The following is a 24,904-nucleotide window of genomic DNA, read 5'->3' as shown; positions in this document are numbered from 1 at the left end:
GAATCAACCAGTTTTGACAATTGTTAATGTGGCAGTATAGGTTTAAAAAACTTACGGCCAAACACGATAGTACAAATTTTCAGACAACATAGAACATCGAGAAATTAAGGAAACTCACTCAATTTTTTTATGAATTTCACTGAACTTTTAAGTGCCGATGAACTTTTAACTAGACATAGAAACGGGGAACGAGATTTTCGAGGGGCTAACCTCATTGCAGCTCATTTGAGTGAAGCTAATCTCAGTCGAACAAATTTGAGCAACGCTAATTTGAAAGGCGCCAACTTAATTAAAAGCAAACTGATTGGAGCTAATTTAAACGCCGCCGACTTGAGCGGGGCTAATTTGTCTAAGGCGAAATTAATTGAAGCTAACCTCGGCAGTTCTAGTTTAACTGGAACTGTGGCGATCGCAGCAGATTTTAGCGGGGCAAATCTCAGCGGAGCAATATTGTCTCAGGCTGACTTGAGCAAAGCTGTGATGACGGGAGCGAGTTTAGTAGGAGCTTGTTTGCTAAGCGGCTCGAAACTAACGGAGGCTAATTTGAGCGGGGCGACGCTGAGCCGAGCAATTATGAGCGGCGTTGATTTAAGCAGAGCAAATCTGACTAGAGCGATTCTCAGCGAGGTAGATTTGACCGGGGCGAACCTGAGCGGAGCAACTTTAACTCGGGCTTATCTCAATCGCGGAAATCTCAGCGGCGTCAATTTAGTTGGGGCTTGTTTGAGCGAAGCAAGTCTGCGGGAGGCTTCTATTAGCGCTGCTAATTTAAGCGGTGCTGACTTGAGCGGTGCTGACTTGCAATCGGCCAATCTAAATGGCTCTAATTTGAGCGGTGCCGACTTGCAGGGAGCTAATTTGAGTAAAGCTAATTTAAATGGTTTGATTCTGCACAATGCTGATTTGAGGGCTGCGAATTTGAACAAAGCTTCTTTGCGGGGAGCTAATTTGAGCGGTGCGAATTTGGCAGGCGCTAGCTTGCTGGAAGCGGATTTGCGGGGGGCGAATTTGAGTCACGCCAATTTGTCGGGAGCGGGTTTGCTGCTAAGTTCTCTGACAGGGGCGAATTTGACAGGAACTAATTTGTCCGAGGCTAATTTGATTGGGGCGAGCTTGAATGTTGATAATTTGAATGAAGCAGCTTTGGGCGGCGCAATTTTGCCGAATGGAGCTACTCACAGCCGGGATTGATATCGATTCCGGTTGCACTCCTTATCATTGTTGACTGTTGACTGTTGACTGTTGACTGTTGACGGTTGAAGGAGGGGTTAAAAAAATGAAAATTGCGCGAATTATTTGTTGGCATTGGGATTCGACTTTACGCCCTACTATGAAGCGCGGATTTGATATCATTCCGGCGCAGCAGGAATTGATATGAGGAGTTGATTAAGGGAAAATAGTTTTGAGTTTTAAGTTAAATAATCTTTAATTTAAAACTCAAAACTTTTGACAATAAAGAATTCAGGAGCCAGGAGTCAGAATTGAGTAATTGGTTGTGCGAGGCGGGTTTATATATAGCAATCCTAAATGATTCAGATAAATTTGTAGGGGTAGTGCTACCCCTACTCCCCGTGCCTACCCCCTATCTATCGGGCAACCACGGGGGGATTGCCCCTACAATAATTATGCAAATGATTTAGGATTGCTATAGATTTTCGATCGCAGACAATCTATTAAAATTCGCAGTCAGCGATTCAGTTTCCTTAGCAATGTCACGATTGCTTGGACTAACTCATTGGGTTCAACAGGTTTTGCAAGATGACGTTGAAACCCAACAGCAAGAGCTTGGTTCTGATTAAAGTCTCCAGCATAAGCAGTCAGGGCGATCGCCGGAATTTGCCCGCCCTGCTCTGGTGGTAGAGCTCTCATTTGCCGCACTAGCATATAGCCATCCATATCCGGCATTCCGATGTCGCACAGGAGGATATCGAAGGGTGTGGTTGAGAGCAGTTGCAGTGCCTCGATCGCAGACCCAAGGGCAGTCACTTTGGCTCCGGCTTGTTGGGCTACAAACGCCACAAACTCGCGTGAATCCGGTTCATCATCCACAACCAACACGCGCAGAGAGGCAAGGTGAAGATCGTTCGATCGAACTTCAGTTGTATCGGCAACTTCTTCAACCCGATTCGCGGTATGCAAGAGGGGAAGTTCAACGGTGAAGGTGGCTCCCTGTCCTTCACCCCTACTTTCAACCCAAATTCTGCCACCGTGCATCTCAACAACTTGCCGTGCGATCGCCAGCCCCAATCCCAAACCCCCAAATTTACGAGTTGTGGCTCCATCCTCTTGCCGAAAATGCTCAAACACATAAGGCAGAAAGTCAGGATTGATGCCTTTTCCAGTATCGGTGACAAGAATCTGGGCATGAGTTCTACTTTGGGTTAACCTAACGCTAATTTGCCCGCCTTGAGGGGTGAATTTCACGGCATTGGATAAAAGATTCCAGATTACTTGCTGCAAACGCCCGGAATCGCCCATTACCATTCCCTGGGAGGGTGAAAAAGTTGTTTTAATTTCCAGCGACTTGGCTTCGGCGGCTAGTCGAACGGTTTCCAAGGCGGCTGAGATCACCATATTCAAGTCAACGGACATCCGATTCAAACTCAGTTTGCCACTCATAATGCGGGAGATGTCGAGCAGGTCATCAATCAGTTGTGACTGGAGTCGGGCGTTGCGTTCGATCGTGGCAAGGGCGGTAGCCGTTTTTGTAGCGTCCAGATTCCCTCGCTGTAACAAGTTCGACCAGCCGAGAATAGGGTTGAGGGGCGATCGCAACTCATGAGACAGCACTGCCAGAAACTCGTCTTTAATGCGGTTGGCACGTTCGGCGGCTTCTCGTGCTGTCTGTTCTAGTTGCAGGAGTTGTTCGCGTTCAGCTTCGTGCGAAACGCGATCGCTAATATCTTTGAACACGACGGCAACTTTTCGGGCTTCTGGCTGCCCGGTGCGGCAAGCATAAACGTCAAACCAACGGTTCAGCGCTTCGGAGCCATTTTCAAAGCGAACGGATTCACCCGTCAGGGCGACTTGTCCGTAAATCTTAATCCAGTGGTCTTCAATATCTGGAAGTAACTGATGCACCGTTTTACCAACGGCTTGTTGAAGTCCTGTTTGCTGCTCGAAGACAGGATTGATTTCCAAGAAGCGGTAGTCGATCGGCGTATCATTGGCATCAAATAGCACTTCAATGATGCAAAAGCCTTCATCGATCGACTCGAACAGCGTTCGATAGCGTTCCTCCGATTGGCGCAGGGCTGCTTCCGCTTGAATTTGATCGGTGACATTCTTGAAATAAACGGTGATTCCCTGTGCGGCAGGGTAGCTGCGGACTTCGTACCAACGATCGTGGTCGGGATAAAACGCCGTCACTGACGCAGGCACGTGATCGCGCATGGTGATCCAATAGATCCGCTCCAACTCGTTGCCCCTCAGTCCTGGGTATTCTTCCCATAAATTCTTGCCAATCAAATCACCCGGAGTGCGATCGAGCAAGGTTTCGGCAAATTGATTGACGTAGGTGAACCGCCAGTTCTCATCCACGGCAAAGAATGCTTCACCAATGCTCTCTATAATATTCCGGCTCTGCTCCTCGCTTTCACGCAAGGCTGCTTCCGCCCGTTGGCGCTCGTTTTCGACGCGCACGCGATCGGTGATGTCAACGGCAGCACCGTAAATCACTTGTTCTTCTGGGTAAGGCTGGGCATTCCAGAGAAACCAGCGATAGGAACCGTCTTTGTGGCGGTAACGGTTTTCAAACGTAAAGGTTTCGTTACCGGAGAACAGACTGTCGGCTTCTGCAATGGAGGTGCCCAAGTCGTCCGGGTGCACAAACTCAGTCCAAGGGCGGGATGTCATTTCCTCTGGTGTCCAGCCGAGGGTTCGTTCAAAAGTTGGACTGACCCAGTGGAAATACCCGTTTATGCCCGTAATCACTTGCAAATCTGAACCGACGGCAAGAAACCGTTCCCGTTCCTGCTCAATTTTTTTGCGATCGTTAATGTCCCGAAAGAACACAGACAATCCAGTCGGTGAAGGATAAGCGTGAACCTCTACCCACAAATCAAAGGGCGCATAATATTCCTCAAATTCCACCGCCACCTGCTCGCTGGACGCTCTGCCATACTGGAATTCAAACTGATTGCCGATCGTGCCTGGGAATGCTTCCCACATCGTTTTGCCCAGAATTGCTTCTAAAGAAGTTCGCGACACTTCTTGTGCGGCTTGGTTGGCGTAGGTAATGCGAAAGTCGAGATCCATTGCCATAAACCCATCGGTTACGCGCCCCAGAATGGTTCGCTCTCGCACAGTTGCTTCCTGTCGTAGCCGTGCCAGCTTCAAACTTGCTTCTACCCTTGCCAGCAGTTCACGCGCCGAGAATGGTTTAATCAGATAGTCGTCGGCGCCGGCTGCGAGTCCTTCAATACGCGCTTCTTCGCCCGCGCGGGCTGATAATAGAATGATGGGAATGTCTTGGGTTGCGGGATTAGAACGCAGCGATCGCAACAACTCAAACCCATCCATCCCCGGCATCATCACATCTGTCAATACCAAATCGGGTGGATTCTTCTCAATGGCAGTCAATGCGGCAATGCCATCGGCGACGGTTTGAACAATATAAGAACCGCTCAGGAGTCGTCGAATATAATCGCGCATATCAGCGTTATCATCGGCCAGGAGAATTTTAGATTTTAGATTTTGGATTTTAGATTGAGCGGGTTGATTGACGAGTTCATTAGTGGATGGAGCCATGCTCCATTCTTCTAATCTAAAATCGTTTTCTGGCAACCAGCGTTGAGCTTCTTCGATATATGGCATCGCGCCTAACGCCGTTGATGCTAACGTGCGACTGGCGCCAATGCGCTCCGGCGGCAGATGAGCTGTTCCGGTGGGAATCGTCACTGTAAAGCAACTGCCCTGCCCAAAAGTGCTGCTGACATCGATCGCTCCCCCATGTAGTTTGACGAGTTCTTGTACTAGCGATAGCCCAATGCCGGAACCTTCAAAACTCCGCCCTTGAGAATTTTTGATTCGATGAAATCGCTCAAATAAATGCGGTAATTCTTCAGGCGGAATACCGACTCCTGTATCCGCAACCGATAATTTAACGTGAGAGTCTACCCACTGCAATCGAACAGTAATTGAGCCATATAACGTAAACTTAAAAGCATTTGATAATAGATTGAGAACGATTTTTTCCCACATTTCGCGATCGATATAAATCGCGTTGGGCAAGGGTGGACAGTCAACAATTAGCGACATTCCCACCCGTTCAATCAGCGATCGAAAGGTACTGGCAAGTTCCGCCGTATAGGTTGCCAAATCTACAGGCTCATAAGATGCTTCGACTCGACCTGCTTCGATGCGTGAGAAATCGAGCAAGCTATTGACGAGTTTGAGCAGCCGCATTCCGTTACGCTGCACCAACTGTAATTGTTCGCGTTCTTGAGGTGGAATTGTTCCATTCAAATTCGCGATCGTTTCTTCCAACGGCGACAGCATTAAGGTCAGCGGCGTGCGGAATTCGTGAGACACATTGCTAAAAAACGTGGTTTTAGCACGGTCTAACTCAGCTAATGCTTCGGCACGTTTACGCTCTTCTTCGTAAGCTTGGGCGTTGGCGATCGCTGTTGTCACCTGCCCTGCCATCAACTCAAAAAAACCTTTGTAATCATCATCAAACGTTCTAAGCGGACTCACCCCAGCAATCAGGAACCCGAAGGTTTCTCCTGATCGAGCTAGTGGTAGAACTACCGCTTGATGAGGAGACCCGGACCACGCGCCGCCCGGTAAAAGTCCAAATTGCGCCTCCAAATCTTCAATGATTCTGCTTTCGCCCGTCTCGATGACTTGCTTCAATTGCCACTGGCACTTTTGGGCGGATGTAAGCTCGATCGCCTCACAATAGGCAAGGGTTCCGGCTGCTAACCTGGTTGTACCCGCGAGTCGTGCGAGCTCGCTTTCGCCATCGAGTAGATAAAACAGCGCAAACGGGATGTCATAGGCGTTATTGGTCAATACGGTGGCGGAAATCTCGCAAGCTGCTTCTTGCGTCTTGGCAGTGACTGTTTCTGCTGCTAATTCGCGCAGCGTTGCCAAGCGGCGATCGCTCAAAACGCGCTGAGTGTCCTCGCTACAGGCGCAGAAAATGCCCCCTACTGGGCCATCATCATTCGCCACCGGACTGTAGGAAAAGGTAAAGTAGGTTTCCTCTGTATACCCGTTGCGCTCCAGAACCAGAAGCAATTCTTGATTCCACGTCGATTGTCCCTGGTTCAAAACCGCTTCTGCTTGCGGCCCTACCGTGTCCCAGACTTCAGCCCATACCCGTGACGCAGGCTGACCTAGTGCTTGCGGATGTCGCTTGCCGAGGACAGGAATGTAAGCATCGTTATAAAAGTTGGTCATCTGCTGTCCCCACCAGACGAACATGGGGTAGCGAGAGCCTAAGATGATCCGAATCGCGGTTTTCAAGCTTTGAGGCCAGGTTTCAACGGCACCAAGGGCAGAAAGCGACCAATCGTGCGATCGCATCAGCATCGCCATCTCGCTATTGCCTGCAAAAATCTGTTCAACGAGTTGATACTGCTGGATCATGCGCTTGTCTTTCCATTGATCCCACACCAACGGGCAACGATACTATCTCGGCTGACCGGGCGGGTTTAGCTAGGTGACGCCAGAAACCCAGCGGAGATCGCCTGTTGCTGGTCAACTTTTACAGCATAGGCTGCCAGAGCGAGCGCTGGAATCGGCCCGGCGGGCGATCGTTCCGGCTGTGGCGAATTTTACGCATGAGAGGATAGCCGTGCATCTTTTGCCTTTCGATCTCATATCAATTCCGTCACGGCCGGAACGATCGAGCTTTGGTTTTTAGCCAATGGAAACAAAAGATCGCTTTAATCAAACAAGGTGGTTTGAGAAGAACTTGGCAGCGCTGAAATAACACGAATTCGATTAGTGGCCTCTGCCTGTGAGACAGTTCGACCCCACTATACCGCAAGCGGTTGGTGATGCGTACTTCTCCTAACCTGCATCTTTCTTTGTGAAAAATACTTGCAAAATTTTTGACATCGTGCTAACGTTAAAAGGTTTGAGACTTAACTTCAATAGAGGTAAAACCCCGCAGAATGAAACAATTGGGAACCCATCTGGTCGCTGATGCTTGGCAGTCTCCTGGAGACCTGCTCAACGATCCTGAACGTATCCGCCGCGCTATTCTCGATGCGATCGAAGCCGGAGGAGCTACTCTCATCGATTTGTGCGTACACCAGTTTAGTCCTCACGGAGTGACAGCTACTGCTACTTTGGCAGAGTCCCATATAGCAATCCATACTTGGCCTGAACACGGTTATTTTGCTGCAGATTTATTTTTCTGCGGAGCCGGCGACCCTCACCGAGCCATGAAGGTGCTACAGACAGCTTTGGAAGCTAAACAGGTAAAACTCACTGAGTTCACGCGCGGTTTCGAGCCAGGGGTGGGAATCGTAGGTTCTGCTTGTGAAGAGCAGTATGCCCCTCGTTCAGTAGAAACGATTGCCGCCAGAGGATGATGGCCAATTAGCGTAACTTTGAACAATTTATGCTAGGTTTTGTTTAAAATCCCACGGCTTGAGCCGTGGGATTCTTGTTGGAATTTACTTTTTCATTAATAAAGGGCGGACAACTAAATAACCTGCACCGAAAGCTGCAATCACAATCAGAAAAATCGCGATCGCCAACCACAATCCGCTTAAATCTGAGGTTTTTTTGAGTTGAGATCGCACACGGTAAGGAGTTTCTGGCACCTCTGTAAATAATTTTTCGGGAAGTGGCTGCGGCATTGAGGTGGCTGTTGGCTCCGGTTCCGGTATTGGGAAGGGGAAAGCCACTGTCTGAGGTGGTTGAGGTATGGCAGAGTTAGTCTGCGAGGTTACAGGTGGTGGGGGCGGAGGTTCAATGCTGAAATTGAATTTGACTGACGGCATTTGAGGCATTCCTGTCTGGGTGACGCTCTGAGCCGAGTTGACTACTTGCTGTAACTGTTGGGATACTTGAACTACTGTTTCTACTTCTCGCCGGAGTTGTTGATTTTGTTGGACTAATTGCTGATTGTGGGTTTTGAGGGAGTCCACCATCGCTTGGGCTGCTTGGAGCTCTGCCGTGACTTCTCGATAGAGGGAAATCGGTACCGATGGAGAGTAACTATTTGAGTTTTCGGGGGAAGTATTGTCAGATAAGGTAGTATTTTGCATAATTGTAGATGGCGAGGGTGAACTTGTTTTAGTTTAGCCTGAGACTATTTGCAATTAGATCGATCGCAACACAATTCGTCAAGATATTTGTTACAGATATTGAACGTAAATTTAATTTAATGTTACAAGTTTTTGGTCAATCGCTATGAACAACTACGCACCGGAACAAACTATGTCGCAAAAGTCAAGCACCGAAGAAATGAAATACGGCGAACGCCAGATTTTGGAAGGGGAGTTAATTACTTTCCCGAATCCGCGAGTCGGGCGGCGCTACTCGATTAACATCACTTTGCCGGAGTTTACTTGCAAGTGTCCGTTTTCTGGCTATCCCGATTTTGCGACTATTCACGTTACTTACGTGCCAGACGAGCGGGTGGTAGAGTTAAAAGCGCTCAAACTCTACGTTAACAGTTATCGCGATCGCTACATTTCTCACGAAGAATCGATCAATCAAATTTTAGACGATTTTGTGGCCGCTTGCGCGCCGCTGGAAGCGACGATTAAGGGCGATTTTTCGCCACGGGGGAACGTCCACACCGTGATTGAGGTGTCGCACCAGAAGTAGGTGCAGTCCCTGTGAGTGTCCGCCCGCTTGAACTGCTTTAGCGGGTAGGTATCTCATCGGAGAGAGATTCTAATGACATAAATTGTTTGACATTTAATATTTCAATCAACACCAGTTCTCCGCTGCTAGAATAGTGCAGAATCATGTTTCCTTCATCTTCGGCATAGGCGATCGGGCAATCGGAAATTTCGATCAGCATCGCATCTACATCTTGGCTGTATCTAATCTTTTTCATATCTTGACTTTCTAGAATCTCTCTTTTTAGTAATGCGTGTTAACTGAACTCAATCGTTTTTAGGATCGCGAATTAAATAATTTACACTCTTGAAAGTGGGGAGTAGGGGTTGGGCGTCCCGCCCGCCCTTTCTGGACGGGCGGGACGCCCATCCCACAAGAACCATCACGCATTGTAAGTTATTTAATTCTTATTCCTGATCACATTTATTTCCTGTTTAATTATCCGTTTTTCACCTGGTGTAAGGTGCGCCTAGCGCACCCTACGGTTAGTTTTGATTCGCTAGAGAAGTCGGCGCTATTTCGCTCTTTTCTTCCTCTTGTTTCGATTCGGCCAACTTGTCCAAAATCTCCACAACTTCTCTTTCAAAACTCACCTGGGCGCGATTTGTTCGCCCGCCGACATATAGTTTACCGTTGGTTTCCAAAGCCCAAATCTGCGAGTGAGACAGATAGCTCATCAGCACACTAAGCATCAGCAACCCGAAGCCAGTATAAACGATAGGAATACCCGGATCGGCTTTAATTTGCAATCCCGTACTGCCTACAACTTCGTCAATTGTCAGCATGACTCCGTTAACTTCTACCGCCGTGCCTGCGCGAACTGTAGTTAACAATTTGCCATCCGTACCGTACACTAACATCGTTCCTTGCAAGTCTTTTGCTAGCAGAGAAACTCCCGCACTCAAATCTGGTTTTGTGGGAATCCAAGCACCCCAAATTCTGCCTTTACCTTGGGTGTCTAACTGAGCCATTGGCAATTGTAAAACCGGGCTTTTGTTGAGGCGAACTCGCACGGCGGCTATTGCCCAATCTGCTTGATAAAATGTGACTCCCCGGTATCTGAGGGGCTCGTTAACGTGAATGGTTTTGCGATCGACCTCTTGGCCTGTTTTGTCCAAAACTGACAGGTCAGAGTAAAATTGGTCGATTCCGCCTTCGGGAGTATAATCAATCCAGAACCGATTAACTCGCATCGACCAATCCTTCGGTATTTGCGGCCCGGCCCAAGGCCCCGCATCCAGGATATTCTGCACCTGAAATGTTTCGCCACTGGGAACAATTTCTTGACCGAGAAATCCCGTCATTGCGCCCCATATCGACCCAGTTAAAATAATTAGCATACTGGCGTGAACAATAATCGGGCCGATTTTACCAATTATTCCCTTGCGGGCATAAACTTTTTCGCCTTCTCGAAATATGCGGTAATTTTTTTGCTGCAAAAGTGGTTCTAACGAACTTAAAGCAACTGTTTCTAATTCCGCACTGAGAGCTAATTTTTCAAACTGCTTTGGTTCTTCATAAAATTTCCAGCGGCGGGCGGCTTTTAGTGCGGGAAATTGTCGGGTAAATGTACAAGCTGTTAAGCTGCTGCCGAACAAAATGAGGATTGACAAAAACCACCAAGTGCGGTATACGTGGTCAAGTCCTGCAATTAGCACAACTTTCCAAGTTAGGAAGCCGAACAAAGCGGGGTGTTCTGGATAGTTAGATTGGTAAAAGGGTACTGATTGGCCTTGTTCGATGACAGTGCCAGAAATGCTGAAAAATGCGATCGTCAGCAGCAAGATAATTGCCAGCCGCAAATCTGCTAGCACCGGCAAGATTTCTCGCTTGAAAAACCTTTGAGGGGCCGTCGCCCAGTTTGAGAGTTTTGATAGAAATACTTCTTTTGATGTCATTGGTAATTATGGAGGAAGTTCGGCAACGAGCAATGTACGGGATGTAACGGATGGAAGGAAGTTCGGCAACGGATTTTGTAACGGATGTAACGGATGGAAGAAGGGAGAAGGAAGAGAAAGGAGGGAAAAAAAAGATGAACAAAATATTATTATGTTTATTGAAAAAGTCTCAATCAATTTTGAATTCTTTCTCTTTTCTTTCTTTCTTCCTTCGTGTTCTTCGCGTCTTCGCGGTTCGTTAAAAAAAACTTAATTCACGCATTCCATAGTGATTGCTATATCTCTCAATAAGGACTGAAGTCCTGAGAACGAAAGTTACGCGGGAAGGATGCGGGAAAGCAGAGAGAAAACGCCAAATCCTACTAGCAAAACGCCACTAACAGGCGTAATCCAACTCGACCACCGACGTAATTCTAACAACTTTTTAATGCTGGCAGTAAAAGTACCTGCTATAATCAGCGGAGCGACGTAGCCAGCAGCGTAAAACAGCAGCAACACACCACCTAAAACTGTATCTCCCGTTTTGGAAACCCAAGCTAAGAGTGTAGCTAAAACCGGCGTGCTGCAGGGAGACGCTACTAAACCAAAAGTTAAGCCCAATAAGTACGATCGCACGCCCGCCGGCAAATCTTTCGGCACCCACCCCACAGCGTCGAAAGACGGCAGTTGCAAGGGTAAAGCTTCGAGTAAATTCAGCCCCATTAGAATAGCAATAATGCTGACAAGAATCGGCAAACCCACGCCAATTTTCCCGTAAACTTGTCCGGCAAATGATGCTACAATACCTAAACCCGCAAGGGTGGTGGCTAATCCCAGGGAAAACCACGCAGACTGGGCGGCAGCTTGCAGGCGGCTTTTTGCTTCGTATCCGCCGATGTAGCCGATCGTGATCGGCAACATGGAAAGCATACAGGGTGTTAAGCTCGTTAGCAACCCTGCCAGAAAGATGACTCCGACGCTGACTAAACTGAGGTTTGTCAGTTGAGTATTTACTAAATTATTAGCAAATTGTGCGAGTTCGTAAAGTTGAGTTTGCAGGGTTTCCATCAGTCGATTTTAGATTTTAGATTTTAGATTTTAGATTGACTCACAGCCCATCGATTTTAGATTTTAGATTTTAGATTATTAGATTTTAGATTGACTCCACAGCCCATCGATTTTAGATTTTAGATTTTAGATTTTAGATTGACTCTACAGATGAATCTGGGAGTTTCAACTAAATACCTAATATTTTTGCTCTTCACGACTCCTGTCGGGGGCTTGTAGCCCTAGGCAGGTGACTTCAGGTTCGGGGGTGTTCTGGCTTTGTTGAAAATTGTAACAGATGCGCGCAGGTTCGGTTTGAGATTTTAGATTTTAGCGATATTTACTGGTTGGGAGTTAAAAGGTCGATCGCACCCTGGTTTAAATTGATATCTTGACAGCATCCTCAACAAGCTGTTGGCAATGGGCGCAGCTTGGGAGTTAAAAGGTCGATCGCACCCTGGTTTAAATTGATATCTTGACCGCAAGCATCCAGGATACAAGCCCCCGGATTCATTCCTTCGCAGACTCAGGACCCAGAAATAAAAACCTGTATCCGATAAAGGAGCCCCCGAATTTATCCGTGGGGTCAAGGCTTCAATCTAAAATCTAAAATCTAAAATCTAAAATCGATTGACAGCCTCCTCAACAAGCTGTTGGCAACGGGCGCAGCTACACCCGATAATTCATTCACTGCGAAATCAGCCCGAAAGCCTGTTGTTGAAATTATTCAAGCAGACTTTAATTTTACTCTACTGTAAATTCAAGCCACTTTCTTCATTAATAGACCCGTCCGGCATTATTGCCCCTGCCAGCACCGCACCTCTGAGATTTGCTCCCGTTAAAGTAGCACCTTCTAAATTAGCATTGCTCAAATTTGTGACTTGTTTGGAACCTCGGAAAAAGAAGCTGTGCAAGTCAGCACCTCTCAAATTACTGTCGGCTAAATTAGCATATTGCAAATCAGCACCGTGCAGCGTCGCATCCGTTAAATTAGCTTCCGTGAGATTGCTTCCCCAAAGTCGAGAATCTAAGACATTAGCATCTTGTAAATTGGCGCGGCTCAGATTTGCCAAAGTCAGATTAGCATCCCACAACTTCGTGCCGTTGAAATTAGCTTCGGTCAAATTGGCTCGACTGAGATCCGTGCCTAAAATCTCAGCATTTGCTAAATTAGCGCCACTGAGGTCTGCGCCAGAAAGGTCAGCATTTTTTAAGTTAGCACCGGACAAATTAGCACCGGACAAATTAGCGCCGGACAAATTGGCTTCTTGGAGATTAGCTCCCCGCAAATCGACAGCGCTCAAATCGCATTGCTTCCAGAGAAAGCTGACGCACCAATTATCTTTTAATAGGTGACTCAAATCCTCCCCATTCGCGGCCATCACAGGAGGAGTTAAGTAGAGAGTGAACAGGACGATCGCCAATACGGCCGCGAAGAAAATTTTCAACCTCATAACTCTTTTCATTGACACTAATTTGCGCCATTAATTATTGATGTCTAATCAAAGCATAGCAAATAATCTGCAACTTTCCTCAGCAAGATTACTCAAAAATATTAGTAATTTGTGGAACAGGCCGGAAAGCCTGTTAAGCGAGAATGGTGCTCTGGGCGTGAGTAAAAACCGGGTTTAAGATGGCCGTGTTCGATGGACAAATCCCGATCGAATATCGCTACAAAGTAATACTTGCTGCGGGCAGTTGCGATCGCTCCCCCAGGGGCCTACCTGCAAACAATCCCGGTAGGAACTGCTCACTATGGGAAGAAAGAAACCGCCAAGCTAGCCTGAAAACCTTATATTTAAAGGGTTGTAGACGCATTTGTTCACAATTGCGATCGTCATCACTAACTAAGCCCAACTTTCATCACACAACTCAAGCCCCAGCATCACCAAATCTCATCAAACTTATCACGTTCCTGAGACTACGGATATCACTGTCAGTAGCTGAAGTATGGAGGAAAATAAGTGCATACAGTTGAACACCACTCCTCCCATGCCTACTATCCCCCTTCTCCCAAGCCAATTAGTTGTCACAACTATTTTCAATTCGATCGAATCTTTGGGATTCACTAATATTGCAGGCAAAGTATTTCCGGGGGAGCAAGCTGAATCCCGACAAGAGGCAAATTTAAAAGTTATTACCAAAAAGTTTTACACTCAGGGTTTAAAAAATCTCGAACAACAAGACTTGCACGGCGCTATTAAAAATTTTACTGCCACAATTAACATTAATCCGCAATTCGCGTCAGCTTATAACGATCGCGGTGTGGCCCGCTACAAATTAGGCTACAAGCAATCGGCGATCGAAGATTTAACTACAGCCATCAAACTCAATCCTTACCGAGCCAAGTATTACAGCAATCGCGGTTTTATGCTGACTGGTTTAAAAGATTATACTGCGGCGATCGCAGATTACAACTCGGCACTGCTGCTGAACCCCAATTTAGCCCAAGCTTACTTTAACCGAGGTGCTATCCGCCTGCAAATGGAGAATTCCCTGGCAGCACTAGCTGATTTTGAGTCAGCAATTCGCCTCGATAGCGATTTTGCTAAAGCTTACTTTAACCGAGGAGTGATTAGATATAAATTGAGAGAGGTTCAGGGAGCATTTGAGGATTTTCAGAAGGCGGCAGGGCTTTTTAAGCTGCAGGGGAGAATGGATTCTTATCAAGATGCGGTTTCTAAAATTAGCCAGCTATGGTATTAGTTGAATTGGGGAATTGGGAATTGGGAATTGGGAATTGGGAATTGGGTAAGGTGCAGCGCACCTTACACCTCTAGTTAAAGTTAGCCAATTCTCAAGGCTGCATCGGTAGGTTGAGGGTTAGGAGCACTAGGAATCCTAGATAAAGGAATTGCAAAGGCTGCATTTTGAACAGAGGCGACGGTAGCATTTTGTACCACAGTAGAAGCCGCTGCCAAGTTAATTACAGTATTGCTTCCAGATTGAGTGAATGTAGTATCGGATAAATTTCCTGTCAAAGCAATGCGATCGCCTTCCTCTGGTCTAAAATCAACTATTGTATGACTTGTCGGGGGTAGGGTAATAAAAGGAAGAGAAGCAGGATCTACTCCGAGCAAAACAAAAGTATCTGCACCACTACCTCCTGTGAGAGTATTGTTGCCTGTATCTCCAATCAAAATATCATTGCCATCACCACCAATTAAGATATCATTCCCTTGACCGCCTCGCAAAAAGTCGTTACCAGCATCACCATTGAGAATATCGTCAGCGAAATTGCCAATCAGAATATCGTTGCCAACACCTCCGCTAATGGAGTCGTTACCTTTGCCGCCTCTGAGAAAGTCGTCACCCGCTTCGCCCGTGAGGGTATCGTTGCCTTGGCTGCCATTAATTGCATCATCCGTGGGTGAACCGAGGATCGCATTGTTGCCGCTACCTCCCACTACACCGCTGGGATTTTGCTGAGAGTCTTGGGAAGTGACTTGATAGTTATTGGTGGTGTTTGACAGTCTGAGCGCTCGCAAAGATAGATTTACGAAATTGGTACTATTGATTAAAGCGTTAAGCGCATTAACATCGCTAACTATGCTAGAAACCCGACTGGGAACGATTCCTTGAACGACTTTTGCAGTCGAAATGCGATCGCCCTGCTGCACCGCATTCACCGTTTCAAAACCTTGAATAACGTTGCCAAAAACAGCATAATTACCATCCAAAAATGGCAAATCATCCAAAGCAAAATAAAACTGCGAAGAAGCAGAATTCAAAGCATTAGAACGAGCCATTGCCACAGCCCCGCGAGTGTGCGGCAACTGCGGCGTCTGGGTTACAACTTGGTTGTAAACAGGTTGCGCGGCCCCTTGTGGCTTAATTTCCAAAGGAATAAAACGCGGCTGATTGGTATCCGGGTCAATAAAATTACCCGTTCCCAATTGACTTGCGGGAATTGTCGTATCTCTGCTGCGCGGATCGCCTCCTTGCACCACAAAAGGCTCTGGCTGGCGCACAACTCGGTGAAACATCACCCCGTCGTAAATGCCACGTTCAACTAAGTCAACAAAATTTCCCCCAGTAATCGGGGCATTAGTGCCGTCTACTTCGATCGTAACGGGTTGACCGTTAATTACCTGGACTACTATAGCTTTGCCTGTTAACGGGAGTGCAGCGCTCATGGGTAAATTGCTATTTGAGTGAGTGATCGTTGGGTTTTAGAAGCAATCCGCGAATTGCCCTTACCCATTTAATCAGAAAACTGTAAACTTGTCTTAAGTACAGTTCTACTTCTAAATTTATGATGTCCCGTCGCAAGTTTTTTAGCACTTTATTGGCAATTTGTCTAGTTGTTCTAAGTTTCAATTTTGCCACACCTGCATTGGCCCTCGGTGGCAAGCTTCCGACGCTGAATGAAGCGGCACCGGATTTTAGTTTGCCGACAAACAGCGGCGAGGGACAAGTCTCCCTGTCCGATTATCGCGGTAAGTGGCTGGTAGTCTATTTTTATCCGAAAGACTTTACATCGGGATGTACGATCGAAGCACGGAGATTTCAGGAAGACTTGCCGAAATACTTGGCAAAGAATACTCAAATTATCGGTATTAGCGCTGATGATGTCAACTCCCACGCGGAATTTTGCGATTCGGAAGGTTTAAAGTTTCCGCTGTTAGCTGATACGGATGGTAAAGTGAGTAAAGCTTACGGTTCTTGGATGAGTTTTATCTCGGCGCGGCACAGTTTTATTATTGACCCTGAAGGCATTTTGCGGGAAACTTTTGTGAAGATTAATCCGGCGATTCATTCTAAAGAAGTGTTTGCCCGTTTGGGGGAATTGCAGGCTAACGGGTAATACCATTTTAGATTTTAGATTTTAGATTGGAAGAATTGGGAATGACTGAGGAAGCTTGTGTTTGTAGTAAGGACTAAAATCCTCTGAAAATGCAGATGATTTTAGTCTTCACTGCAAACGTTATCAGGTTGATTTGGGAGCATCTCATATTTGTAAAAATACTTCTTCTGGCTCCTTCCTTCTGCCTCTTTCCTTCTGCCTCTTTCCTTCTGCCTCTTTCCTTCTGCCTCCTGCCTCCTGCCTCCTGCCTCAAAACTCCAATTTCTAGCGGAGGGCTGCAAAGGTGAGATGCTCCCGTTGATTTGACCTCACATCTTGCACCATTCTCAATCAATACGCTTGGGTTAAAACTATTTATTCCGGGCTATATCCCCCTCGCATACCCCCTACTCCCCCTGATTGTTGGGGAGTAGGGGTTGACTTTGAGTAATTTCTTGTCCCACCCCCTACTCCCCTTCGTAGGGGCGGTGCCAAGAGTGCCCGCCCTAGGCGCCGGGGGATCGAGCTTAACCCAAGCGTATTGCATTCTCAATAATCCTTTTTTGGGTGGGTTCTCCTGCCCAACCCCTACTCCCCACGAGAAAATCTACTCTTTGTGGAACGGGCAGGAGAGCCCCTTATTGACAATGGTGCAACATCTCAGTTTTACGGGAAATGATGGCTGGTAACGTGACAAGCAATATCAGAGTAAATTTAAAATCTAAAATCGCCTGTCATGCCATATTCAATGAGAATTAAACTTGCTATTGACTGCAAGAGGCTCCGAAGAAGATTCAGGCTCTGAAAATTTTCTATTTCTGCTAGCAAGGCGGCGTTCCGGGTCAATTCCCTCGAAGGTTGGCGGCAACCAAACTCGGACTACCAACAACACTCCCAAAACCAGCAAAAATGCGCCTGTTGATAATATTTGAACCCAGGGAGTTTCCAGCACTCCCCGCACGATAACTTCTCGCAAAACAGATACTATACAAACTTCCACAGCCACACCTATCGAAACCCGCTGCTCTTGTAAATAAATAATTAGCAGGCGAAATAATTCCACCAAAACCAATAAGAATAGAATGTCGGCAGTGACTTCCTGGAAATTCAAAGGAGGTAGCAGCGAGAAGAACATTTCTCGCAGTTCGAGCACCATGAAACAAAACAAACCAATACATAGGGAAATTACAATTAAGTCTTGGACTGTTTCCAGAGCGGTGACGATTAATTGAAGATTCAACCATTGAGGGGGGTGACTGGACGAGTTGTTTAAACGCTTTTCCATTGACAGCTCCTGCAACTTGTTTGACTTCCTTACAGCTTAATTGAACTTAGGTTAATCTTTGACAATTTACAGGTTTAATCTATTTATCAGTCTCATAAAATTTCGCTCGGTTGACAATTTCACACACACTTTTATTTGCCACCCCGGTGGCTTGACATTTAGTGATACTTTATGCTATGTGAAACCTGCAATAAGTAGCTTTGATATCTAAAAAATACAAGTCTGAATGCTGGAATGCCCCAACTGCTATAAAATATGAAAATTGTAAAGAATTATTTACCACAGCTTGATAAACTCAAGCTAGCGACTCTCGGCTTTAATCATACAAAAGCCGGAAAGTTAGCCCAAAAACCAAAAGTAATCCAGAGAGGATTGAACACAATGGCATTTGAACTTGCACCATTACCCTTCGCCGCTGACGCCCTAGAGTCAGGTCATATGTCGGCCAACACTTTTTCGTTCCACCACGACAAGCACCACGCTGCTTACGTGACCAATCTGAATAAACTGATTGAAGGAACTGAAATGGCGAGCAAATCCCTTGAAGAAATTGTCAAGGAATCTGCTAAAGACCCATCCAAAGCTGGCATTTTCAACAATGCAGGTCAAGTTTGGAACCACAATTTTTTCTGGAATTCCCTCGCACCGGGCGGCGGTGGCACTCCGACAGGAGCTTTAGCTGAGAAAATCAACGCCGACTTCGGCAGCTTCGACAAATTCAAAGAAGAATTTAAGACTGCTGCGACAACTCAGTTCGGTAGCGGCTGGGCTTGGCTGGTTGTGGACAACGGTACTTTGAAAGTTACCAAAACAGCTAACGCTGACACCCCCGTAGCACACGGTCAAACTCCGTTGCTGACTTTGGATGTGTGGGAACACGCTTATTATTTGGATTTCCAAAACCGCCGTCCCGACTACATTACTAATTTCTTGGATAATTTGGCTAACTGGGATTTCGCAGCAGCAAATTTGGCTGCGGCTTAGTAGCATCTTAGTTTGAGGACTAAAGTCCTCACTACAAACTTTATCGGTTTGTAGTGAGGACTTTAGTGGTGATGAATGAGAATTATTTAACCTGACATCTTGCAGCAATATCAATAAGAGGATTTTTCGTGGGGTCGGGCGGGTTTATAGAACCTATTTGCAAGCTTTAAGGCTGTTGGCGAACCCGCCCCTACGGCTAATTGAGAATGGTGCAAGATATCAGTTTAACCAAACTTGCTATTAAGCTGTTCGGCATTTAAAAGACGATTGTAGGGTGCGGAGCGTACAGAAGTGTTTCCCGCATAAGCGCGTAAGTGTTCACTCCTGACGCACCATACAAGCCTCGTTAGTGGTTTAAATGCTCCACAGCTTAGCAGACAAAAACAGCTTTCAACATTCCTTCGTCTCGGTCTGGTTGGAGTTCAAATCCTAGTTTTTTACAGAGGCTCTGCATCTGGTAGTTGCTATTGAGAATGTAGCCAACGATCGCCTCTAATTTCTCTTCCTGACCAATTTGCAGCATCCGCCTCAATAATTCTGTTCCCAAACCGCGCTTCTGATAGCTATCGCTAACGATCAGCGCAAATTCGGCTTGGTTTGTGCCGTGGAGTTTGCTCAGACGCGCTACTCCCAAAACCCGGTGTTCTGAGGTTTCCGGGTCTTGACGATCGGCTACTAACACCATTTCCCGATCGTAGTCAATAAAACAAATCCGGGTCAAACGTTCGTGAGCGATGCGGTGCTTTAACTTTACCATGTGAGCGTAACGCAAATACACGCTCTCTTCGGAAAGTTCTTTGTGGAAGAGCACCATCAGCGGCTCATCTTCTGGGCGAATGGGACGGATGGTGAGGGGACGATCGCCGTTTGTTGACCATGTTTGAACGTATTGCGTAGGATAGGGGCGAATCGCGGGTGAAATGCGGTTTTCTGTTGTCTGGAGAACAACGCGGGCATCAAGAGCGATCGCACCTTCAGGAGAAACCAACAGCGGATTAATATCAATCTCGGAAATTTGAGGTTGCTCTACAATCAGTTGACTGAAACGAACTAATAACTGTTCGAGTTGTACCAGGTCAATTGCCGATCGACCGCGCACTCCTTGCAAAGCTTTATAGATGCGAGTTTGCTCCATCATCCGCCGCGCTAGGGTGGTATTTAAAGGCGGAAGGGCGAGCGATCGATCTTGAAAGACTTCCACTAATTGTCCGCCGGAACCAAACAGCATCACCGGCCCAAATTGTGGGTCAATACTGCTACCCAAAATTAGTTCATAGCCTTCCAAATGCACCATCGGCTGCACGGTTACGCCAAGAAACGCTGCAGGATCGATCGCCCGTACCCGCTGGGAGATCCCCTCAAAGGCACTAATTACAGCGTTAGCATCGCCTAAATTTAGTTTTACGCCCCCCACATCGGTTTTGTGAGTAATCGTCTCAGAATGGAGTTTTAGCACCACTGGATAACCGAGGATCTCGGCAATTTCCACAGCTTCGGCCGCACTTGCTGCAATTTCTGTCGCTACGGTGGGAATGCCGTAAGCTGCCAGCAACTGTTTTGATTCGTACTCGGTTAATAGAGTGCGATTGTTTTGGCCCGCGGCAGTCAAAATCTTCGCAGCAGTCGCACACCCGGAAGTCTCGATTTCGCAATCAGCGGGGAGAGAAGGCGTTTCGTAGATAGCGCGCAGGTTGTATGTGTACCGCCACATATAGTTGAATAACCTGACGGCGGTATCGGGATAAGGGAAAGTCGGAATATTTGCCTGATTGAGAATTTGCGTTCCCGCTGACACTTCCACACCACCCATCCAGCTTGCTAATAAGGGCTTTCCGAGTTTGCTGTAAGACTTGAGTTTTTCTGCGGTTTGCGTCGGATTTGTCATCGCTTGTGGCGTCAGGATGACCAGCAATCCGTCACTATTGGGATCGGGAGCGACAACTTCTAGAGTTTTGGCGTAAAGATCGCTACTAGCATCGCCCAAAATATCGATCGGGTTGTGATGACTCCACTGAGGGGGCAAAAACTCATCAAGCTTCTGCACCGTCTCCGGTGACAGATTTGCCAGCGCACCGCCGTCGCTAATTAAGGCATCAGTGGCGATCGCCCCTGGGCCTCCTGCATTGGTGACGATCGATAGGCGGTTGCCCTGCGGTCGCGGTTGCTTGGCCAGAATTTCTGCCATGTCGAACAAATCGGAAATCGTATGTACGCGCAACGCGCCACAGCGGCGGAAAGCAGCGTTAAGCACGTCATCGCTACCGGTCAAAGCCCCCGTATGGGAAGCGGCGGCTTGGGCGGCGGCGGCGGTACGTCCTACCTTGAGAATGATGATCGGTTTGTCGATCGCCACTGGGCGGGCGGCGGACAGAAACGAACGAGCATCACCCATAGATTCCATGTACAAAACGATACTGTGGGTATGGGGATCGTCCCCGAAATACTCGATCAGATCGCCCCAACCGACATCAAGCATAGAGCCGATCGACACAAAAGCGCTAAAACCGACATTTTCCCCCAAACTCCAGTCGAGAATCGAAGTACAGAGGGCGCCGCTTTGACTGATGAAGGCGACATTACCCGGACGGGCGATCGTACCTGCAAAAGTAGCATTGAGCCCAAGCACAGGATTCATCACCCCGAGGCAATTTGGGCCGATAATCCGCATTCCGCCCCGACGCGCCTCGGCCATAACTTGCTGTTCTAAAGCCTCCCCAGCCGCGCCAATCTCTTTAAACCCAGCAGAAACAATAATTGCCCCTTTCACCCCAGCAGCGATACATTCGCGGATCACTTGCGGCACCCCAGCAGCAGGCGTAGCAATCACCGCCAGATCCACTACTTCCGGGACGCTAGCAATGTCAGGATAAGACTTGAGTCCCAAGACGCTGTGGCGCTGGGGATTCACTGGAAAAACTGTTCCGCCAAACGGATTCCGAATCAAGTTCCACAGGAGAGTTCGTCCGACGCTTCCTTCTCTCTCTGTTGCGCCGATTACAGCCACGGAGCGAGGCCGAAAAATCCGATCGAGCGGATGACGCTGTTCTTTCCAAATATCGTGAGCCCGATCGCTCGCAGTGCTTTGATTCATTGAATTTATCTGCATAGTACCCTACTTCAATTAATCAGCAATTAATATTGCTCTGCTTTCGATAACAATCACCGAATCAAATCCGAACTCTTTTTCGGCTTTTTCTTCATCTTTCTCTCGTGTTCGCGGTTCGTGACCCAAAAATCTCATTGCCCGTTGCCGACCTACCCGCCCTTAAACAACCTTTCCGTTGTCCAAGTGTTAGTTGGGGAGCCAAGTTTGTCAGAGCTTCCTCAACAATAATTCAAGAGGATGCTCTGCCTACTATCTATCTTAATTCTTCCCACCGAATTAGCAAGTCAACTTTTGTAACAAATAGCGAACTGAGGATTTAAAATAGTGAAATTAAATATATACTAGATGTAGTGGTCGAAGAAGAAAAGATCGATCGCTAACAAAAATTTGAGGGGAAAGCAAGCTATGTTTGCAGAATGGCACGGCTTTACTGAAGGCAACTGGACAAACGAAGTCAACGTCAGAGACTTCATCCAAAAGAATTACACCCCCTACGAAGGGAATGCAGAATTTCTCGCAGCACCAACAGAAAAAACCCAGCAGCTTTGGCACAAAGTCCTGGAACTAATGAAGCAAGAGCGCGAAAAAAGTGTATTGGATGTTGATACAAAAGTTCCCACATCTATCACGGCTCATGCAGCAGGATACATCGATCGCGACTTAGAACAAATAGTAGGTTTGCAAACAGATAAACCTTTGAAACGCGCGATTATGCCCTTTGGCGGAATTCGGGTGGTCAAGGCAGGTTTAGAAGCTTACGGCTATCAGCTAGATGAGCAAACAGAAGAAATATTTACGAAATATCGCAAAACTCATAACGATGGTGTATTCGATGTTTACACGCGCTCGATGCGTCTGGCGAGACGTTCTGGTATCATCACAGGTTTGCCAGATGCCTATGGACGCGGGCGGATCATCGGTGACTATCGGCGCGTTGCTTTGTACGGTGTCGATCGCCTAATTGATGATAAAAAAACCCAGCAAGAATCACTCGAACTAGAGGCGATGGACGAGGCAACAATTCGTTTGCGCGAAGAGTTATCCGAGCAAATTCGGGCCTTGTTTGAGTTAAAAGAAATGGCGGCTAGCTACGGCTTTGATATTAGCCGTCCGGCGGCAAACGCACGAGAAGCTGTCCAGTGGGTGTATTTTGGCTACTTGGGAGCAGTGAAAGAACAAAACGGGGCAGCGATGTCTCTGGGCCGCGTATCGACGTTTTTAGACATTTATTTCGAGCGCGATTTGCAAAGTGGCGCGAGTTCCGAAGTGGAATTGCAAGAACTGATCGACCATTTTGTAATGAAACTCCGCATGGTGCGGTTTTTGCGGACTCCCGACTATAACGCTCTGTTTTCTGGCGATCCAACTTGGGTAACAGAGGCGATCGGCGGTATAAGCACTGACGGTAGAACATTGGTAACTCGTAACAGTTTCCGATTCTTGCACACCCTGTCAAACCTCGGTACTGCACCAGAACCAAACCTCACTGTTTTGTGGTCGGAAAACTTGCCGGAAAACTTCAAAGAATTCTGTGCCAAGGTATCCAGCGATACGAGTTCGATTCAGTACGAAAACGACGACTTGATGCGTCCTCAATACGGCGATGATTACGCGATCGCCTGTTGTGTTTCTGCCATGCGAATTGGCAAGCAAATGCAGTTTTTCGGCGCGCGAGTTAACTTGGCTAAGACTTTGCTCTATGCGATTAACGGCGGTAAAGATGAGAAGTCCGGCGACCAAATCGCGCCGCAGTTCCCACCGATTACTACCGAATATCTCGATTATGACGAGGTAAGAGCCCGGTTCCACGACATGATGGCGTGGTTGGCAAAAACGTATATCAATACGTTGAATGTCATTCACTATATGCACGACAAATACTGCTACGAACGGCTAGAAATGGCATTGCACGATCGCGATGTTTACCGGACAATGGCCTGCGGAATTGCCGGACTCTCTGTGGTGGCGGACTCCCTATCGGCGATTAAACACGCTAAAGTTAAGGTGATCCGCAACGAGCAAGGTTTGGCAGTGGATTACTCGATCGAAGGAGAATATCCCAAATACGGCAATAATGACGATCGCGTAGACAGTCTGGCGATCGAACTTGTGCAAAGCTTCATGAACGAAATTCGCCAGCACAAAACCTACCGCGGCGCTGTAGCGACTCAATCGGTACTAACGATTACCTCTAACGTAGTGTACGGCAAAAAAACTGGTAGCACTCCCGACGGACGTAAAGCAGGCGAACCCTTTGCTCCCGGTGCTAACCCGATGCACGGCCGAGATTCCTGTGGGGCGCTCGCATCCTTATCTTCTGTAGCAAAACTGCCTTACAGTGATTGTCAAGATGGCATATCGAATACTTTTTCGATTGTACCGCAGGCCTTGGGCAGAATGGAGAGCGATCGGACTAATAACCTAGTTGGTCTGTTAGACGGTTACTTCCACGATGGCGGCCATCACATCAATGTTAACGCCCTCGATCGGCAAACATTACTAGATGCGATGGAACATCCAGAAAACTATCCCCAGCTAACAATTCGTGTCTCCGGTTATGCGGTTAATTTCATCAAACTTACCCGCGAACAACAATTAGATGTGATTAAACGGACTTTCCACGAGCGCGTCTAAATCCCAGCAGAAAAAACTCGGCGGTTTCAACCGCTCAAGAGTCAAACTTTCATCCGAACAGAGGGGGACTGAAGAAGCTGTTAAACAATTAAGCTCAATCCCCCCTAGCCTTAAGAAAGGGAGAACCGGAAACTCGGAAAATCCCCCTTCGTAGGGGCGGTGCCCCCGTGCCCGCCCTTGGCCAGGGGGAGCGAGCCTCGGCTATAAACAAGAGATCCGAAAAGTTTTCCGGCTATTGTTAAGCCCGCCCTCCCCCTCATATCAAATCCGTTAGCATCGGAATAGTAAATTCGAGTTCACAGTCAACAGTCAACAGTCAACAGTCAACAGTCAACAGTCAACAGTCAACAGTCAACAGTCAACAGTCAACAGTC

The 24,904-nt window shown here is 47.3% G+C and carries 17 protein-coding genes; 8 read left to right on the top strand and 9 right to left on the bottom strand.

The features are described from left to right. Window positions 1–129: 129 nt before the first annotated feature. Complete coding sequence (locus tag QT990_RS18345) at window positions 130–1,191, top strand: pentapeptide repeat-containing protein (RefSeq protein ID WP_333140621.1); 1,062 nt, start codon at window positions 130–132, stop codon at window positions 1,189–1,191. A 495-nt stretch (window positions 1,192–1,686) separates the two neighbouring features. On the opposite strand, the gene QT990_RS18340 is transcribed toward QT990_RS18345, so the two are convergent. Continuing rightward, on the bottom strand, window positions 1,687–6,594 hold the full coding sequence (locus QT990_RS18340; protein WP_333465596.1) for an ATP-binding protein: 4,908 nt from the start codon (window positions 6,592–6,594) through the stop codon (window positions 1,687–1,689). A gap of 73 nt (window positions 6,595–6,667) precedes the next feature. On the opposite strand from QT990_RS18340, the gene QT990_RS18335 reads away from it, so the two are divergent. Together QT990_RS18335 and speD are read left to right on the top strand one after the other, a co-directional pair. Further along, the gene (locus QT990_RS18335) at window positions 6,668–6,871 is read left to right on the top strand and encodes a hypothetical protein (protein ID WP_333140617.1); all 204 of its coding nucleotides are present in this window, start codon (window positions 6,668–6,670) and stop codon (window positions 6,869–6,871) included. A gap of 253 nt (window positions 6,872–7,124) precedes the next feature. Next, complete coding sequence (gene speD / locus QT990_RS18330) at window positions 7,125–7,547, top strand: adenosylmethionine decarboxylase (protein WP_190743421.1); 423 nt, start codon at window positions 7,125–7,127, stop codon at window positions 7,545–7,547. 84 nt (window positions 7,548–7,631) lie between these two features. On the opposite strand, the gene QT990_RS18325 is transcribed toward speD, so the two are convergent. After that, window positions 7,632–8,228 (bottom strand): hypothetical protein, encoded by a 597-nt coding sequence (locus tag QT990_RS18325; protein ID WP_333140615.1) that lies wholly within the window; start codon window positions 8,226–8,228, stop codon window positions 7,632–7,634. 145 nt (window positions 8,229–8,373) lie between these two features. On the opposite strand from QT990_RS18325, the gene queF reads away from it, so the two are divergent. Continuing rightward, a complete protein-coding gene (queF, locus tag QT990_RS18320; RefSeq protein WP_006633986.1) occupies window positions 8,374–8,793 on the top strand; it encodes a preQ(1) synthase in 420 nt (139 codons plus the stop codon). Window positions 8,794–8,830: 37 nt separating this feature from the next. On the opposite strand, the gene QT990_RS18315 is transcribed toward queF, so the two are convergent. The 4 genes from QT990_RS18315 to QT990_RS18300 all read right to left on the bottom strand — a co-directional run bounded on the left by QT990_RS18315 (window position 8,831) and on the right by QT990_RS18300 (window position 13,201). Beyond that, window positions 8,831–9,028, bottom strand: a complete 198-nt coding sequence (locus tag QT990_RS18315) for a DUF2283 domain-containing protein (RefSeq protein WP_333140612.1) — start codon at window positions 9,026–9,028, stop codon at window positions 8,831–8,833. A gap of 268 nt (window positions 9,029–9,296) precedes the next feature. Then, window positions 9,297–10,709, bottom strand: a complete 1,413-nt coding sequence (locus QT990_RS18310; protein WP_333337686.1) for a cytochrome c biogenesis protein — start codon at window positions 10,707–10,709, stop codon at window positions 9,297–9,299. Window positions 10,710–11,024: 315 nt separating this feature from the next. Beyond that, window positions 11,025–11,756, bottom strand: a complete 732-nt coding sequence (locus QT990_RS18305) for a cytochrome c biogenesis protein CcdA (protein ID WP_445251107.1) — start codon at window positions 11,754–11,756, stop codon at window positions 11,025–11,027. 728 nt (window positions 11,757–12,484) lie between these two features. Then, window positions 12,485–13,201: a pentapeptide repeat-containing protein gene (locus QT990_RS18300; RefSeq protein ID WP_333140608.1), complete on the bottom strand. Its 717-nt coding sequence runs from the start codon at window positions 13,199–13,201 to the stop codon at window positions 12,485–12,487. A 526-nt stretch (window positions 13,202–13,727) separates the two neighbouring features. Between QT990_RS18300 and QT990_RS18295 the strand changes: the two genes are divergently transcribed. Continuing rightward, on the top strand, window positions 13,728–14,441 hold the full coding sequence (locus QT990_RS18295) for a tetratricopeptide repeat protein (RefSeq protein WP_333305917.1): 714 nt from the start codon (window positions 13,728–13,730) through the stop codon (window positions 14,439–14,441). Between the two features lie 80 nt (window positions 14,442–14,521). On the opposite strand, the gene QT990_RS18290 is transcribed toward QT990_RS18295, so the two are convergent. Beyond that, the gene (locus QT990_RS18290; protein ID WP_333140604.1) at window positions 14,522–15,871 is read right to left on the bottom strand and encodes a peptidylprolyl isomerase; all 1,350 of its coding nucleotides are present in this window, start codon (window positions 15,869–15,871) and stop codon (window positions 14,522–14,524) included. Window positions 15,872–15,990: 119 nt separating this feature from the next. Here QT990_RS18290 and QT990_RS18285 point away from each other — a divergent pair, with 119 nt between their 5' ends. Next, on the top strand, window positions 15,991–16,542 hold the full coding sequence (locus QT990_RS18285) for a peroxiredoxin (protein ID WP_333140602.1): 552 nt from the start codon (window positions 15,991–15,993) through the stop codon (window positions 16,540–16,542). Window positions 16,543–17,266: 724 nt separating this feature from the next. Here the strand turns inward: QT990_RS18285 and QT990_RS18280 are convergent. After that, window positions 17,267–17,806 (bottom strand): phosphate-starvation-inducible PsiE family protein, encoded by a 540-nt coding sequence (locus QT990_RS18280; RefSeq protein WP_333105942.1) that lies wholly within the window; start codon window positions 17,804–17,806, stop codon window positions 17,267–17,269. A 381-nt stretch (window positions 17,807–18,187) separates the two neighbouring features. Between QT990_RS18280 and QT990_RS18275 the strand changes: the two genes are divergently transcribed. Next, window positions 18,188–18,790 carry a superoxide dismutase gene (locus QT990_RS18275; RefSeq protein WP_333140780.1) on the top strand — a complete coding sequence of 201 codons (603 nt, stop codon included), beginning with the start codon at window positions 18,188–18,190 and terminating at the stop codon, window positions 18,788–18,790. A gap of 370 nt (window positions 18,791–19,160) precedes the next feature. On the opposite strand, the gene QT990_RS18270 is transcribed toward QT990_RS18275, so the two are convergent. Further along, entirely contained in the window at window positions 19,161–21,881 is a 2,721-nt protein-coding gene (locus QT990_RS18270) for a bifunctional acetate--CoA ligase family protein/GNAT family N-acetyltransferase (protein WP_333465595.1), read from the bottom strand. Window positions 21,882–22,301: 420 nt separating this feature from the next. On the opposite strand from QT990_RS18270, the gene pflB reads away from it, so the two are divergent. Next, entirely contained in the window at window positions 22,302–24,530 is a 2,229-nt protein-coding gene (gene pflB, locus QT990_RS18265) for a formate C-acetyltransferase (RefSeq protein ID WP_333465594.1), read from the top strand. Window positions 24,531–24,904: the final 374 nt, after the last annotated feature.

Source organism: Microcoleus sp. T3_B1, assembly GCF_036700445.1.
Classification (GTDB): Bacteria; Cyanobacteriota; Cyanobacteriia; order Cyanobacteriales; family Microcoleaceae; genus Microcoleus.
The sequence above is the reverse complement of the archived record's forward strand: the minus strand, read 5'-3'. Positions and strand labels throughout refer to the sequence as shown.